This window comes from Micromonospora sp. NPDC047738 (assembly GCF_040642675.1).
GTDB lineage: Bacteria > Actinomycetota > Actinomycetes > Mycobacteriales > Micromonosporaceae > Micromonospora.
Window position 1 is genome coordinate 321,668 of record NZ_JBEYSO010000002.1, and the last position, 14,042, is coordinate 335,709.

Annotated in this window: 12 protein-coding genes; 5 read left to right on the top strand and 7 right to left on the bottom strand. The window is 72.4% G+C overall.

Annotation, left to right across the window (positions count from 1 at the left end):
• Positions 1-4 precede the first annotated feature (4 nt).
• On the top strand, positions 5-382 hold the full coding sequence (locus ABZ783_RS04850) for a metalloregulator ArsR/SmtB family transcription factor (protein ID WP_007073957.1): 378 nt from the start codon (positions 5-7) through the stop codon (positions 380-382).
• A 295-nt stretch (positions 383-677) separates the two neighbouring features.
• On the opposite strand, the gene ABZ783_RS04855 is transcribed toward ABZ783_RS04850, so the two are convergent.
• The 5 genes from ABZ783_RS04855 to ABZ783_RS04875 all read right to left on the bottom strand — a co-directional run bounded on the left by ABZ783_RS04855 (position 678) and on the right by ABZ783_RS04875 (position 8,964).
• Positions 678-1,454: a VTT domain-containing protein gene (locus ABZ783_RS04855; RefSeq protein ID WP_073835101.1), complete on the bottom strand. Its 777-nt coding sequence runs from the start codon at positions 1,452-1,454 to the stop codon at positions 678-680.
• Positions 1,455-1,533: 79 nt separating this feature from the next.
• Positions 1,534-4,050: a polynucleotide kinase-phosphatase gene (locus ABZ783_RS04860; RefSeq protein WP_357434558.1), complete on the bottom strand. Its 2,517-nt coding sequence runs from the start codon at positions 4,048-4,050 to the stop codon at positions 1,534-1,536.
• On the bottom strand, positions 4,047-5,480 hold the full coding sequence (locus tag ABZ783_RS04865) for a 3' terminal RNA ribose 2'-O-methyltransferase Hen1 (protein ID WP_357434559.1): 1,434 nt from the start codon (positions 5,478-5,480) through the stop codon (positions 4,047-4,049). Before ABZ783_RS04865 ends, ABZ783_RS04860 begins: the two co-directional genes overlap by 4 nt.
• A 280-nt stretch (positions 5,481-5,760) precedes the next feature.
• Positions 5,761-7,347: an LPXTG cell wall anchor domain-containing protein gene (locus ABZ783_RS04870; RefSeq protein WP_357434560.1), complete on the bottom strand. Its 1,587-nt coding sequence runs from the start codon at positions 7,345-7,347 to the stop codon at positions 5,761-5,763.
• Positions 7,348-7,434: 87 nt separating this feature from the next.
• On the bottom strand, positions 7,435-8,964 hold the full coding sequence (locus ABZ783_RS04875) for an LPXTG cell wall anchor domain-containing protein (protein ID WP_357434561.1): 1,530 nt from the start codon (positions 8,962-8,964) through the stop codon (positions 7,435-7,437).
• Between the two features lie 182 nt (positions 8,965-9,146).
• Here ABZ783_RS04875 and ABZ783_RS04880 point away from each other — a divergent pair, with 182 nt between their 5' ends.
• Positions 9,147-9,632 (top strand): SigE family RNA polymerase sigma factor, encoded by a 486-nt coding sequence (locus ABZ783_RS04880; RefSeq protein ID WP_357434562.1) that lies wholly within the window; start codon positions 9,147-9,149, stop codon positions 9,630-9,632.
• Positions 9,629-10,681 carry an LCP family protein gene (locus ABZ783_RS04885; protein WP_357434563.1) on the top strand — a complete coding sequence of 351 codons (1,053 nt, stop codon included), beginning with the start codon at positions 9,629-9,631 and terminating at the stop codon, positions 10,679-10,681. The genes ABZ783_RS04880 and ABZ783_RS04885 overlap by 4 nt, the downstream gene beginning before the upstream one ends.
• Before the next feature lie 87 nt (positions 10,682-10,768).
• Here the strand turns inward: ABZ783_RS04885 and ABZ783_RS04890 are convergent, their stop codons facing one another.
• Complete coding sequence (locus ABZ783_RS04890) at positions 10,769-10,981, bottom strand: hypothetical protein (RefSeq protein WP_357434775.1); 213 nt, start codon at positions 10,979-10,981, stop codon at positions 10,769-10,771.
• A gap of 180 nt (positions 10,982-11,161) precedes the next feature.
• On the opposite strand from ABZ783_RS04890, the gene ABZ783_RS04895 reads away from it, so the two are divergent.
• Both ABZ783_RS04895 and fbaA read left to right on the top strand, forming a co-directional pair.
• Positions 11,162-11,545 carry a phage holin family protein gene (locus tag ABZ783_RS04895; RefSeq protein ID WP_357434564.1) on the top strand — a complete coding sequence of 128 codons (384 nt, stop codon included), beginning with the start codon at positions 11,162-11,164 and terminating at the stop codon, positions 11,543-11,545.
• Between the two features lie 131 nt (positions 11,546-11,676).
• The gene (gene fbaA, locus ABZ783_RS04900; protein WP_073835029.1) at positions 11,677-12,702 is read left to right on the top strand and encodes a class II fructose-bisphosphate aldolase; all 1,026 of its coding nucleotides are present in this window, start codon (positions 11,677-11,679) and stop codon (positions 12,700-12,702) included.
• A 56-nt stretch (positions 12,703-12,758) separates the two neighbouring features.
• Here the strand turns inward: fbaA and ABZ783_RS04905 are convergent, their stop codons facing one another.
• Positions 12,759-13,973 carry a hypothetical protein gene (locus tag ABZ783_RS04905; RefSeq protein WP_357434565.1) on the bottom strand — a complete coding sequence of 405 codons (1,215 nt, stop codon included), beginning with the start codon at positions 13,971-13,973 and terminating at the stop codon, positions 12,759-12,761.
• Between the last annotated feature and the right edge of the window lie 69 nt (positions 13,974-14,042).

Here is a 14,042-nt window from a genome sequence, read left to right on the forward strand (position 1 = left end):
AAGGATGGAATACGTGGGAACTGCGTTGGCTGAAATGACCATGCCTCAGATCTCGCCGCTTGCCGGCGAGCCGATCGAACGTGCCGACGCCGAGCGGCTCGCGGGGGTCCTCAAGGCCCTCGCCGACCCCGCCCGGCTGCGGCTGCTCAGCCTGATCCAGTCGGCCCCCGAGGGCGAGGCGTGCGTGTGTGACCTCACCGCGCCGCTCGGCCTCTCGCAGCCGACGGTCAGTCACCACCTGCGTATCCTCACCGAGGCCGGCTTGCTGGAGCGGGAGAAGCGCGGTGTCTGGGCGTACTACCGGCTGGTGCCGACCGCGATCGCCACGATCGCGGATCTGCTGACCCCGCCGCGTAAGCGGGCCACCAAGAAGGCCCGCTGAAACCGGACGTGTCCGAGCTTCGGGGTTGACTGTCCGGGCTAAGGGCGCGGCGTCAGACGGCCTTCATTCGGCCCGGCGTGCCGCCGAGCGGCGCAGCGGCCGAATTATGGCCGCCGGCCGAGCCCGGATGTCCGTAGGCCGCCCCGATTGAGTGCGGCGATGGGTGGCGTGCCAGGGGTGGCGCCACCACCGGACGGTGACGGCTGCCCGTCATCCGTTCCACCCGCAGAGCGGCAGGTTATACGCGGATGGCCGGCCCCCCGGTGAGGGGGACCGGCCATCCGGCGTATGTCGGTCAGCGGTCCTGCGGGCCGCGGCGTCGGTGGTCGTCGTCCCGCAGGGCGTCCCGGTACGCCTCGGCCGCGCCCGCCGCGCTGGAAGCGGCGACCACCGCGGCGGCCTCGCCGCGCTTGCGCGCCCGCCGGTCGCGGAGGAACTCGAAGAAGATCGGCAGCACCGAGATCACGATGATCAGGGCGACCACCGGCAGGATGTACCGGTCGATCTTGTCGCCGATGGCGTTGTAGATCTGGTCGGCCAGCAGGTAGCCGACCAGCAGGATGCCGTCCACCCAGAGGATCGCGCCGACGACGTTCCAGAGCAGGAACTGCCGGGCCGGCATGCCGAGCACCCCGGCCACCGGGTTGAGGAAGGTCCGCACGATCGGGATGAAGCGGGCCAGCACCACGGCCTTCGCCGGGCCGAACTTCTGGAAGTAGTACTCGGCCTTCTCCACGTACTCCCGCTTGAACAGGCGGGAGTTGGGGCGCTCGAACATCCGCCGGCCGTACCGGGCCCCGAACCAGTGCCCGAGCTGCGCGCCGATGATCGCGCAGAGCGGCCCGCCGACCAGCAGCGCGACCAGGTTCAGCCGGGTGCCGGCGCCGAAGATCGCGTCGGCCACCGGCGAGGCGGCTACCCCGGCCAGGAAGAGCAGCGAGTCGCCCGGGAAGAAGAAGCCGACCAGCAGGCCGGTCTCGGCGAAGAGGATCACCCAGACGCCGACCAACCCGAAGGTGTGGATCAGGTCCTTCGGATCGAGCGGGTTCAGCGCCACGCTTTCGGAGAGCATCCGGGTCTTCTCTGCTGTGTCCACGGCCACAAAGGGTACCTGGGCCCGGCCCGGCCTCACGCCGGACCGGGCGTACCGGTCACAGCCGGGGGTCGACCGGCTCGGACTCGCAGGCCAGGATCGCGAAGACCAGCTCGTGGCGGCGCCAGAGCGGGGCGTCCTCGGCCAGCGCATCCAGGGCGGCCAGACCGAGGCCGTGCTCCCGCAGGGCCAGCCCCCGCTTGCGCCCCAGCGAGCGCTTGCGCAGCGCGGCGAGCTGCCCCGGCTCGGTGTAACCCGGGCCGTAGATGATCCGCAGGTACTCCCGGCCCCGGCACTTGATCCCGGGCTGGAGCAGCGCACCCTTCGGCGAGCGGGCGGCGAGACCGGCGTACGGCTTGACCACCATGCCCTCGCCGCCGGCCGCGGTGAGCGCCAGCCACCAGTCGGTCGCCGCCGCCACCGCAGCCTCGTCGGTCAGGTCGACCACCTGCCGCCGGGTCGCGGTGAAGAACTCCGGGTCCGCCGCGCCGAGCCGATCCGCCACGTCGAGATGCCAGCCGTGGTCTCGGTCGGCGTAGCTCGCCCCGGCCCCGGCCAGCACGGCGAACGGTGCCAGCGTCACCCCGCGCAGCCCGTCGGTCGGCCCGACGTACGCCCGGTACGCCGCCGAGTACGCCCGGACCTCGGACTCCCGGTCGGCCATCCGGCCGCGCAGCTCCGCGACCGGCAGCCCCCGCCCGGCGGCGGCGTCCAGCGTGGCGAGCACCGCCGGCAGCGCCGCCCGGCCGGCCGCGCCGACCCCGGCGTACTGCTCGCGGATCAGCCCGCCCGCCTTCGCCGACCAGGGCAGCAGCTCGCAGTCGAGCAGCAGCCAGTCGGTGTCCAGCTCGGCCCAGAGCCCGGCCGTGGTCACCGCGGCGCGTACCCGGGCCAGCAGCTCGTCGTCGAGCGGTGGCCCGAAGAAGGGCCGGCCGGTGCGGGTGTGCACCGCCCCGCCGGCGAACCGCCCCGGCTCCTGTTCCACCAGCACCACGGCCCGCGAGCCCATGTGCTTCTCCTCGCAGACCACCCGCTCGACACCGGCCGAGCGGTAGTCGGCGAACGCCTGCTCCGGGTGCTCCAGGAACCCCTCGACCGCCGACGTCGAGCAGGGCGCCATGGTCGGCGGCAGCCAGACCAGCCGGCCCGGGTCGACCGCGTACCGGCTCATCACCTCCAGCGCGGCGGCGGCGTTCTCCGCCGGCACGGTCAGCGTGCCGTACGCGTGCGTGAGGTGCCGCCGCCCGGTGACGTCGGCCAGATCCAGCACCGTGTCCGGGCGGGTGGCGGCGGGCGCGACCAGCGGTCGGGCCGGGGCGTACCACTCCTTCACCGCCGGGACGGAGACCAGCTCCTTCTCCGGGTAACGCAGCGCGGTGAGCCGGCCGCCGAAGACGCAGCCGGTGTCGATGCAGATGGTGTTGTTCACCCACTCCGGCTCCGGCGTGGGGGTGTGCCCGTACACGACCATGGCCGATCCCCGATAGTCGCGCGCCCACGGGTAGCGCACCGGCAGGCCGTACTCGTCGGTCTCACCGGTGGTCTCCCCGAACAGCGCGAAGGCGCGGACCCGGCCGGACGCCCGGCCCTGGTACGCCTCCTTGAGGCCGGCGTGCGCGACCACCAGCCGGCCGCCGTCCAGCACGTAGTGGCTGACCAGGCCGTCGATGAAGGCGGCCGTCTCGGCGACGAAGCGCTCCGGCTCCGACTCCAGCTGGGCCATCGTCTCGGCCAGGCCGTGGCTGAGCCGCACGTCCCGGCCGCGCAGCTTGCGCAGCAGCTTCTGCTCGTGGTTGCCCGGCACGCAGATCGCGTGGCCGGCCGCCACCATGCCCATCACCAGGCGGAGCACGCCGGGGGAGTCCGGGCCGCGGTCCACCAGGTCGCCGACGAAGACCGCGGTACGCCCCGCCGGGTGCACCGCGTCCACCGGGCGGCCCGCGTCGTCCCGTCGCAGTGACCAGCCCAACCGGAGCAGCAGCTCCGCCAACTCCTCCCGGCAGCCGTGCACGTCGCCGACGATGTCGAACGGCCCGGTCAGCTCGCGCCGGTCGTTGAACAGCTTCTCGTAGCGAATCTCGGCGGCGTCGATCTCCTTGACCCCGCGCAGCACGTGCACCTTGCGGAAGCCCTCCCGGGCCAGCCGCCCGTAAGACTGCCGCAGGTCGCGCTGCATCCGGGCGAGCACCTGCCGGCCGTGCGTCCGGTCGGCCCGGCCCTGCGTACGCTCCCAGGCCAGCGCCTCCGGTACGTCGAGCACGACCGCCACCGGCAGCACGTCGTGCTCGCGGGCCACCCGGACCAGGGCGGCCCGGGCGTGCGGCTGCAGGTTGGTCGCATCGACCACGGTGAGCCGGCCCCGGCGCAGCCGGAGCCCGGCGACGTGGTGCAGCGCGTCGAACGCGTCGCCGGATGCGGACTGGTCGTTCTCGTCGTCGGCCACCATCCCCCGGAAGGCGTCCGACGAGAGCACCTGGCTGGGCCGGAAGTGCCGCCGGGCGAAGGTGGACTTGCCCGACCCGGAGACGCCTACCAGCGCCACCAGGGCGAGCTCGGGAATGTCCAGGATGGTCATGCGCTCGTCTCCTCCTTCCGGGTCAGCACGGCGAGCTGCGTGGGGGTGCCCACCTCGGGGTCGTCGTCGCCGACGCCGTCGATGGTGGCGGTGTAGCCGTGGGTCGCCGCCACCCGCTCGACCCACGCGGCGAACTCGGCCCGGGTCCACTCGAACCGGTGGTCGGCGTGCCGGAACCGGCCCGCCCCCAGGCCCTCGTAGCGGACGTTGTACTCGACGTTCGGGGTGGTCACCACGATCGTGCCCGGTCGGGCGTGCCCGAACACCGCGTCCTCCAGCGCCGGCAGGCGCGGCGGATCGACGTGCTCGACCACCTCCATCAGCACCGCCGCGTCGTACCCGCGCAGCCGGTCGTCCCGGTAGGTCAGCGCCGACTGCCACAGCCGGATCCGGTCCCGCTGCCGCTCCGGCAGCCGGTCCAGCCGCAGCCGCCGGGCGGCCAGGGTGAGCGCCTGGCTCGACACGTCGGTGCCGACGATCTCGGTGAACCGCCGGTCGGCGACCAGCGCGGTGAGCAGCGCCCCGCCCCCGCAGCCCAGGTCCAGCACCCGGCTGGCGCCGCTGGTCCGCAGCGCGGCCAGCACCGCCTCGCGCCGGCGCACGGCCAGCGAGGCACGTGGCGCCTCGCGCGGCTGGTCGCTCTCGACGCTGTCGTCGACGGGTACCTCGTCGGCGAGGCGCAGCTCGGCCAGGCGGGCCAGCGCCTCGCCCGCGAGGGCCCGGCGGTGGGCCAGGTAACGGCGGCTGATCAGGGACCGCTCCGGGTGGTCGGCCAGCCAGCCCGCACCGGCCCGGAGCAGCTTGTCCACCTCGTCCGGCGCCACCCAGTAGTGCTTGGCGTCGTCCAGCACGGGCAGCAGCACGTACAGGTGGTTGAGCGCGTCGGCGAGCCGCAGCGTGCCGGAGAGCGTCAGGTCCACGTAACGGCTGTCGCCCCACTCCGGGTACGTCTCGTCCAGCGGGATCGGAGTGGCCGTCACCGTCCAGCCGAGCGGGGCGAAGACCCGTACGGCCAGCTCGGCGCCGCCCCGGCAGCGCAGCACGGGCACCCGCACCTCCAGCGGGATCGGGGTGGCGGCCAGCTCCGGCCGGTCCCGGGACTCGCCGCGCAGCGCCGACCGGAACACCTTCGCCAGGGCCGAGGAAAGCAGGCTGGACGCGGCGTACGGGCGGTCGTTGACGTACTGGCCGAGGGTGAAGGTTTCCGGGGTGGTCGCCTGTGCCCGGCCGCGACCCCGGCCGCCGCCCAGCCGCAGCGGGTCGATCTCGACCAGCAGGGCCGCCGTGCACCGCTGCTCGTCCGCCTCGGGGTAGAGCACGTGCGCGGTGCCCGCCGGCAGGTCGAAGCTCTGCACGCGGTCCGGGTGCTTGACGAGGAGGTGGCCGAGGTCGGTCGCGGGGCGGTGGGTCGTGGTCAGGGTCAGCAGCACGGTTTCGATGCTCTCAGGGGTGTCGATCTGATTTCGGGTCTCCCCTTACCTGTGGGGGTTCCCGCTCGCGGTGGGGGTCCGGGGAACCCCGCCCGCTCCGGGCGGTCAGGCTTGATCCCTCCGCAGGCGGGAGCCCCGGAAACCCGTTGGTGGTCGTCCGGCGTCCGTGCGGTTCAATGCTGCTGCCGCTGGTGGGGTACGTCTGCCGGGGTGACCCGGAAATGCAAGGTGCCCCGCCGACCGGGGGTCGGCGGGGGCACCTTTCGTTGGGTGCCTCTGGTCAGGCGACGAAGCGGGTCTTGCGGCGACGGGCCACCAGGTAGCCGCCCAGCCCGGCGACCAGCAGCAGGGCACCGATGCCGGCGATCAGGCCGGTGGAGCTACCGGTAATCGGCAGGGAGCCCCCGTCACCGCCCTCCCCACCGCCGTTACCGCCGCCGCTGCCCGGGCTGTTGTCGCCATCGCCTGGGTTGTCGCCACCGCCGGGGGCGTTGACCAGGATCTTGGCGGTGTCGTTGGCCGGGTTGAGATCGGTCTCGCCGGGGCCGGGGTTCACCGCGATCACACCGGTTAGCGGACCCGCCTTGTCGATGCGGAGCGCGAACTCGAGCGTCACCTTGTCGCCCTTGTGCAAGATGGTCGAGTCCTGGCAGACGTACGCCGGGAAGCCGGGCATGTTGACCGGCTTACGGTCGAGGTCGCCGTTGTAGCCCCTGGGCACGCACCGGTCCGGCACCTTCGCCGCGTAGGCACCGGCCGGGATTTCCACCAGCGCCGTGGCGGTGGCGGCCGCCGGCCCGTTGTCGGTCCAGCCGACCGTGACCGGGACGGTGCGGCCGACCGTGCCGGTGACGCTGGCGCCGTCGGCGACCACGTCTGCCTTCTGGTCACCGGTCACCACGAGCCACATGTTGGCGCCGTTGTCCGGGTTGGTATTGGTCTGCGGCGTCGACTGGGCCCTGGCCGGCGTCGCCAGCTTCAGCGTCGGTCCGGTGCCCTTCTGGAATTGGCCGAAGACGCTTGGCTCGTCCCGGAAGTCCTGCCACTCGGCCCGGGTCAGCCAGCGGTGGCTGGCCTCCTGCGCGTTCGGCGCCCAGGCGTCGGACGGAATGGTGAAGCCGAACGACGAGTCGACGACGGCACTCACGCCCGGCGCGAGCGGGTCGTCGAAGGTGCAGGCGAAGGCGTGGTCCTTGAAGCGCGTGACGGAGTACTCGCAGTTCTCGTAGTGCTCCGAGGGGATGAAGTGGGCGGGGCCGTAGAAGAAGAGGACGACTCCGTCCGCGGTCGTCCTACCCACGTTGAAAACCCTGATCGGGGCCCGGACCGTCTCGCCGGGCGCGCCCTTCATCTCCATCGTGGGCCCGGCGGCCAGGTCGACACCCTCGCCGACGATGACCGTGGAGCGGAAGGTCTGGGTGCCCGCGTAGGGGGTGGAGACGGTGAAGGTGAGGTCACCGTGCTGCCCGAGCTTGGCCGTGTCCTTGGCGAACACGGGCAGCACGAGCAGTCTGCTGTCGCGCTCGTCGTCGTCCTCGACCGTGCAGCTCAGGATCGGGCCGTCCTCCCGGCAGACGCCGTTGTTGAACCCACCTGACTGCACATGGGCGAAGCTTTGGACCGCGCTGCGGTCCACCTTTACCGTGTAGCTCGTCAACGGCTCGGTTGCCAGCGAGTCGAGCCGCACCCATTTCATGGATCCGTCCGAAGCGACGATGACGTTGTTCGCGTACAGCCCGAACTCGGTGGCCTGTCGGTCCGACAGTGGGACCCCGGGGGCCGCGACGGCGGGGACGGCGGAGGCGGCGATCAGCGCGCCTGCGACGCCGAGCCCGGCCAGCCAGCGCCGGGTGGGGTTGCTGAGCATGTGCGGGATCCTCTCGAGGGATGGATGTAGCGGTGCCCCGCCGGCCTTGGGCCGGCGAGGCACCTTCGTCCTACTGAGGTGTCCGGATCAGGCGACGAAGCGGGTCTTGCGGCGGCGGGCCATGACGTAGCCACCCGCGCCGGCCGCGAGGATCAGGGCGCCGATGCCGGCGATCAGGCCGGTGGAACTGCCGGTGATCGGCAGGGTGCCGCCGTCACCGCCGCCCTGGCCACCGTCGCCCTTGATGACCAGGGCCGCGGTGTCGTTGCGCGGGTTGAGGTCAGCCACCGGGCCGTCGCTCTCCAGGTCGAAGTGGATCAGCTTCACCGAGCCCGGCGCGGCGTCGACCTTGTCGATCCGCAGGCCGAACTCGAAGAGGGCCTGGTCGCCCTTGTGCAGGGTTTCGAACCACTCACAGAAGTAGACCTTGGCACCCGCCTCGGCCGGGCCGCCCTCGATGTCGGTGGCGCACCCGTCCGGTGCGGTCACGACGGTGGCGCCAGCGGGGATGGAGACCTGTGCAACGGTCACGATCTCCCCGCCCGGCGAGTACGAGTTGGTCATGGCCGGGCCGTTGTTCACGAAGCCGACCTTGGCCCGGACCGTCTTGCCCTTGGTGCCCGGCAGCTCAGCGCCGATCGCGGCTACGTCGGCCCGCTGCTCGCCGGTCACCTTCACCTCGATGCCGGCGCCGTTGTTGGTGGTGTCCTTGTCGGTCTGCCGCAGCGGCTGCAGCTGCGCCTTCGTCGCGGGGGCCAGCTTCAGCGGCGCACCGGTGCCCTGCTGCCAGCCGTCCAGCTCCTTGAGCTCGGTCTCGATGTCCTCCCAGTCGCCCTTGGCGTACCACGACGCGAAGCCGAACAGCTCGCCCGGGGCCCAGGCGTCCGGGGCGATCCGCAGCCCGGACGTGCTGTCCAGCCGCATCCCGGCACCGGGGGCGATGTCCTCGTCGAAGGTGCACTGGGCGAAGTGCGACCCGAAGCCGTCGAGGTAGGAGCAGTTGCTGTAGCGCTGGGTGGGGGCAAGTGCCTCCATGGTGGCCAGCAGGAGCACTGCGCCGTGGGTGGTCGTGTCGCCGACGTTCGCGACCATGATCGGAGCCGTGATGGTGGCGCCCGGAGCACCCGCCGCGGTGATGTCGGCCCCGGCCGCGAGGTCGACGCCCTCGCCGATCTCGACGGTGGAGTGGGTGGTTGCCTTCCGGCCGTCGCCGGCCAGGCTCAGTACGATGTCGCCCTTCGCGCCGACCTCGGCCTTCTCCTTGGCCTGGACAGTCAGGTCGACGACGTAGTCGACGAGGTCCTTGTCCTTGAAGGCACAGGTGATGACAGCGCCGCTCTCGGTGCAGTTCTTCAGGTCGTCGGTCAGGGTGACCGAGGCGAAGCCCTGGACAGCGGTGCGGTCGATGGTGAGGGTCAGGTTCTTGGGCAGGGCCTCGGCGTAGGCGAACAGGGCGACGTTCCGGGCCTCACCGCCTGGAGCGACCAGGGCGTTGTTCGCGTAGAGCAGCATGTCGTCCGAGGCCGGGGCGGCTGCGGCGGGGGTGGCGGAGGCGGCGACGAACGCGCCTGCGACGCCCAACCCGGCGAGCCAGCGCCGAGTGGAGTTGCTGAGCATGTGGGGGGGTTCCTCCCGTGGGAATTTCAGGCGGAGTCGGTGGAGCTTAAAGAATCTTTAAGTCGCGCCGCTGCCCTGACTGGCTGGTTGGCCTGCCGAACCGACCGAAAGGTTGATCGCCCGGGTGTGCAATCTTCGGCCGCCCCGGGTCCGTCAATGAGTCGGGACACCGGGAGGTGCAGATGACGTACGAGGAGTTCGCCGACGCGCGGCTGGATGCCCTGCTGCGGTACGCGGTCATGCTGACCGGCGATCCGCACCAGGCGCAGGACCTGGTGCAGGACACCATGGTGCGGGTCCACCTGAACTGGCGGCGGGTGGCCCGTAGCGACTCCCCGGAGCGGTACGTCCGCCGGATGCTCACCAACCAGTACGTCGACTGGCGGCGCGGCTCGTGGGCTCGCCGGGTGCTGCTGCGCGGCGAACCGGACGCGGCGGTGCCGGCGCCGACCGACCACGCGCAGGCCGCGGTGGATCGCGACCAGGTCTGGTCCTGGCTGTCCCGGCTGCCCCGACGGCAGCGCGCCACGCTGGTGCTCCGGTACTACGAGGACCTGCCCGACGCGGAGATCGCCGAGATCCTCGGCTGCGCCGTCGGGACCGTCCGGTCCTGCATCTCCCGCGCGCTGGCCACCCTCCGAGCCGAGTACGTGGAGGTCTGCTCATGATCGAGGACGACCTGCGAGCCGCCTTCGCGCGGCACGAGTCGCTGGCCCCGCCCGCCGGCCCGGTCCGGGCCGCCATCGACCGGGCCGTGGTCCGCCGCCGGCGACGCCGATTCCGCCTCCGCCTCGGCGGCACCGCGCTGGCGGTGGCGGCCGCCGCTCTGGCCGGCTTCACGGCGGTCGTGCCGCGCCAGCCGCCGCCCGCGGCCCTGCTCGGCGAGCCGGCACCGCCGGCCCCCACCGGCGCGCTGAACGTGCTGCTGCTCGGCATCGACTCGACGTCGGCACAGCGCCCACCGCGGGCCGACTCGGTGCTGCTCGTGCACATCCCGGCCGACCGTGGCCGGCCGTACCTGATCTCAATCCCGCGCGACCTGGAGGTCGACATCCCCGGGCTGCACCGGGACAAGATCAACGCCGCCTTCGCCTACGGTGCGGGCTACGACCCGGCCGACCGGAGCAAGGGCTACGACCTGACCCGTCGGACGGTCGCCGCCCTGACCGGCGTACGCGTCGACGCCGGCGCGGTGCTGACCTACCCAGTGCTGCGGAAGGTGACCGACGCGCTTGGCGGGGTGGAGGTCTGCCTGCCGCAGCAGATCACGTCCTCCCACACCCGCCGGGTCTACCCGGCCGGCTGCCAGCGCCTCGACGGTGCCGCCTCGGTCGACGTGCTGCGCCAGCGGCGCGGGCTGCCCGACGGCGGTCTGGACCGTGACCGCAACGCCCAGCGCTTCGCGGCCGGCCTCCTCCGGCGCGCCGGGGAGGAGGACGTGCTGCGCAACCCGGTGTGGCTCTCCCGCGTCGTCGCCGAGGTCGGTCCGGATCTGACCGTGGCCGGCGGATCGGTGCTGGACCTGCTGCGGGTGGTTCCGGAGCTGGCCGCGATGGAGCCGGTCGGGCTCAGCCTTCCGGTCAGGGGTCCGGAGGGCCGCGACCCGCGGCTGCGTGCGGATCCGGAGAGTGCTCCGGCCTTCCTCGCCGCGCTGCGCGAGGACCGGCTGGCCGAGTGGGCGGCGGCGCACCCGGACGAGATCACCCCGACCCGCTGACCGGGCGCCGCCCGGCCTGTTTGCCGGGCGGCGCCTGCGCGAGCGCGGTGCGACGTCGGGCCGGTGTGCCGGCCGCCGGGAACGGCGTCAGCGGTAGTCGTCCTCGTCGGCGGTGACCACCCGGGCCTGTTCCATCGCGTCCCAGTCGCCGACCTCCAGGCCGCGGTTCGGCTCGATGTCGCCGTCCTCCGGGTTGATCGCCGCCGCCTGCTCGACCGCGTCGGCCGGCTCCGCCTCCAGGTCCCGCTCCTCCGGAGCGAGGTGGTCGCTCGGGGCGAAGTCCTCGTCGGGCTGACCCATCGTCCCTCCCTGGATCTCGGTGCGGACAGTCACCACCACACCGTACGGGCTGGCTCCGGGTCCCGCTCGGTGCCGGCCGAACCGCAGGGCGGGGCCCGGCGGCGGGTGCGACCTGACCCCCGCCCGGGCGAGTCGGCGGATTGTCCCTCCGGGCCCGGTTTCCGGTGCCAGGATGGTGGCGTGGGCCTTCTGATCCGACTGGTGATCACCGCGTTCGCGCTGTGGATCACCACGCTGATCGTGCCGGGGGTGGAGGTGACCGGGCGCACCGGTACGGAGACGGTGCTCACCCTGGTCGTGGTGGCGGTCATCTTCGGCGTGGTCAACGCGGTGCTCAAGCCGGTCATCAAGGTGTTCGGCTGCGTGTTCTACCTGTTCACGCTCGGTCTGTTCGCGCTCGTGGTCAACGCCCTGCTGTTCCTGCTCACCGGCTGGATCGCCCGGCAGCTGCAGCTGCCGTTCCAGGTGGACGGATTCTGGGCCGGCTTCTGGGGAGCGATCGTGATGGCCGTGGTGAGCTGGCTGATCAATGTCGTGGTGCCGGACCGGCCGGGCCGCCGGTGAGCCGTTCCCGGGCCGGTTGTGCCGGTCGCCGCCTGCTACGGGATACTGCCCGCGGTGGACAGCGCGGTCCGGCGCACCCAAGGAAGACAGCGGCCTGCACGGCCGACAGCGGTAAGTAAGGAGCGTTCGACATGCCCATCGCTTCCCCCGAGGCTTACGCGGAGATGCTGGATCGCGCCAAGGCCGGCCACTACGCGTACCCGGCCATCAACGTGACGTCGTCGCAGACGCTGAACGCGGCGCTGAAGGGCTTCGCCGACGCGGAGAGCGACGGCATCATCCAGGTCTCCACCGGTGGCGCCGAATACCTCTCCGGCCCGTCCGTTAAGGACATGGTCAGCGGCGCGGTCGCCTTCGCGAAGTACGCCCACGAGGTGGCGAAGCACTACCCGGTCAACATCGCCCTGCACACCGACCACTGCCCGAAGGACAAGCTGGACAAGTTCGTCCGGCCGCTGATGAAGATCTCCCAGGAGCGGGTGCAGCGCGGCAAGGAGCCGCTGTTCCAGTCGCACATGTGGGACGGCTCGGCCGTGCCGGTGCCGGAGAACCTGCAGATCGCCGAGGAGCTGCTCACCGAGGCCGCCAAGGGCAAGATCGTCCTCGAGATCGAGGTCGGCGTGGTCGGCGGCGAGGAGGACGGCGTCGAGAACGCCATCAACGAGAAGCTCTACACCACCGTCGAGGACGGCCTGGCCATGGTCGAGGCGCTCGGCCTCGGCGAGAAGGGCCGCTACATGGCGGCGCTGACCTTCGGCAACGTGCACGGCGTCTACAAGCCGGGCAACGTCAAGCTCCGCCCCGAGGTGCTCAACCACATCCAGGTGGCGGTCGGCGCCAAGTACGGCAAGGAGAAGCCGCTCAGCCTGGTCTTCCACGGCGGTTCCGGCTCGCTGCTGTCGGAGATCCGCGAGGCGCTGGACTACGGCGTGGTGAAGATGAACATCGACACCGACACCCAGTACTGCTTCACCCGCCCGGTGGCGGACCACATGTTCCGCAACTACGACGGCGTGCTCAAGGTCGACGGCGAGGTCGGCAACAAGAAGATGTACGACCCGCGGGTCTGGGGCAAGGCCGCCGAGGCCGGCATGGCCGCCCGGGTCGTCGAGGCCTGCGAGGCGCTGCGCTCCACCGGCACCACGATGAACAAGTAGTCCACCAGCCCGTCACGGCGGCCGGCTCCCCGCAACGGGAGCCGGCCGTTCGGGTCTCACGCGGCGGTGAGCAGCCGGACCGCCTCCCGCACGTCGTCGGTGAGGTGCACCGTGGACGACAGGTCGCCGAATGGGGAGGCGGCCAGCAGCGGCCGCAGCAGCGACTCGACCGGCAGTTCGGTGGTCCAGTAGGTCCGGTCGAGGAACACGTACGCGCCGCTGGCCCCGTCGGTGCCGTAGTAGGTCTTGGTGGCCGCCTGGAACACCTCCTGCACCGTCCCGGCCCGACCGGGCGCGAAGACGATCCCGCCGCGGGCCAGCCGCAGGATGGTGTCCTCCCGGATCGCGTTGGAGAAGTACTTGGCGATCCGCCCGGCGAACAGGTTCGCCGGCTCGTGCCCGTATAGCCAGGTGGGGATGGCCAGCCCGCCGGAGCGGGCCCACTCGGTGCCGGCCGCGGCGGGACGGGGCGTGGGCAGCGTCGGCCCGGCGGCGTACCGCTCCCGGACCCGGAGCGCGACCTCGGTGTAGCGGTCGTGGTCGGTGAAGTCGGGGGCGGTGGCGAGCAGGTCGATCGCCGCGGTCAGCTCCTCCGCCGGCCAGGCCGCGAGGAAGGCGCCCAGGTTCGCCGCCTCCATCACGCCGGGCCCGCCGCCGGTCACCACCAGCCGGTCGGCCCGCGCCAGCTCCCAGCCCAGCACCGCCGCCATCCGGTACGCGGCGCTGCCGCGCGGCACCGCGTGCCCGCCCATCACCCCCACCACGGACTGCGGCCCGTGCACCGCCAGCCAGGTCCGGGTGGCATCGGCCAGGGCGTTGTCCACCCCGTGGTCATGCAGCCGCTGGCCGAGCGCCTCCCGGACGTCCGGCAGCGCGCCGCCGTGCGCCCGGAAGTGCGCGTACACCCGGGTGTCGTACATCCCGGCGAAGCCGCCGTCCGGGAAGCCGGCGGCCAGTTCGTCGGCGGTGTAGAGGTGGGCCGGCTGGGTGGGGTAGGGCAGCCCGGAGAAGGGCGGGACCACGTTGGCGCCGCGCCGGACCAGGTCCGCGCCGACCTCCCGGCCGGCGAACCGGCAGCCCACGAAGAGGGTTCCGGCGACCTCGACGCCGCGCAGGTCGGGGACCGGGTCGAGGTCGAGGCGGAGGCCCTGCACGGTCAGCCCGGCGAGGGTGCCCTCGGCCAGCCGCCGGTCGAACTCGGCCCGGGTCTCGATCTCGTCGATGCTGGTGTCGTGCGGCTCGATGACGTCCGCGGGAGGTGGGGTCGGCACGAGATCATCCTGCCCCGGCCGGGCAAGCCGGCCAAACGTCGGCCGGACGGACAGGAGCCCGGCGGCCAG

What these genes read in the sequence shown, in the direction of transcription:
- fbaA (WP_073835029.1), top strand. Translation starts at nt 11,677, where the DNA reads ATGCCCATCGCTTCCCCCGAGGCTTACGCGGAGATGCTGGATCGCGCC.
- ABZ783_RS04890 (WP_357434775.1), bottom strand. Translation starts at nt 10,981, where the DNA reads ATGGGTCAGCCCGACGAGGACTTCGCCCCGAGCGACCACCTCGCTCCG.
- ABZ783_RS04855 (WP_073835101.1), bottom strand. Translation starts at nt 1,454, where the DNA reads ATGCTCTCCGAAAGCGTGGCGCTGAACCCGCTCGATCCGAAGGACCTG.
- ABZ783_RS04860 (WP_357434558.1), bottom strand. Translation starts at nt 4,050, where the DNA reads ATGACCATCCTGGACATTCCCGAGCTCGCCCTGGTGGCGCTGGTAGGC.
- ABZ783_RS04880 (WP_357434562.1), top strand. Translation starts at nt 9,147, where the DNA reads ATGACGTACGAGGAGTTCGCCGACGCGCGGCTGGATGCCCTGCTGCGG.
- ABZ783_RS04875 (WP_357434561.1), bottom strand. Translation starts at nt 8,964, where the DNA reads ATGCTCAGCAACTCCACTCGGCGCTGGCTCGCCGGGTTGGGCGTCGCA.
- ABZ783_RS04885 (WP_357434563.1), top strand. Translation starts at nt 9,629, where the DNA reads ATGATCGAGGACGACCTGCGAGCCGCCTTCGCGCGGCACGAGTCGCTG.
- ABZ783_RS04870 (WP_357434560.1), bottom strand. Translation starts at nt 7,347, where the DNA reads ATGCTCAGCAACCCCACCCGGCGCTGGCTGGCCGGGCTCGGCGTCGCA.
- ABZ783_RS04850 (WP_007073957.1), top strand. Translation starts at nt 5, where the DNA reads ATGGAATACGTGGGAACTGCGTTGGCTGAAATGACCATGCCTCAGATC.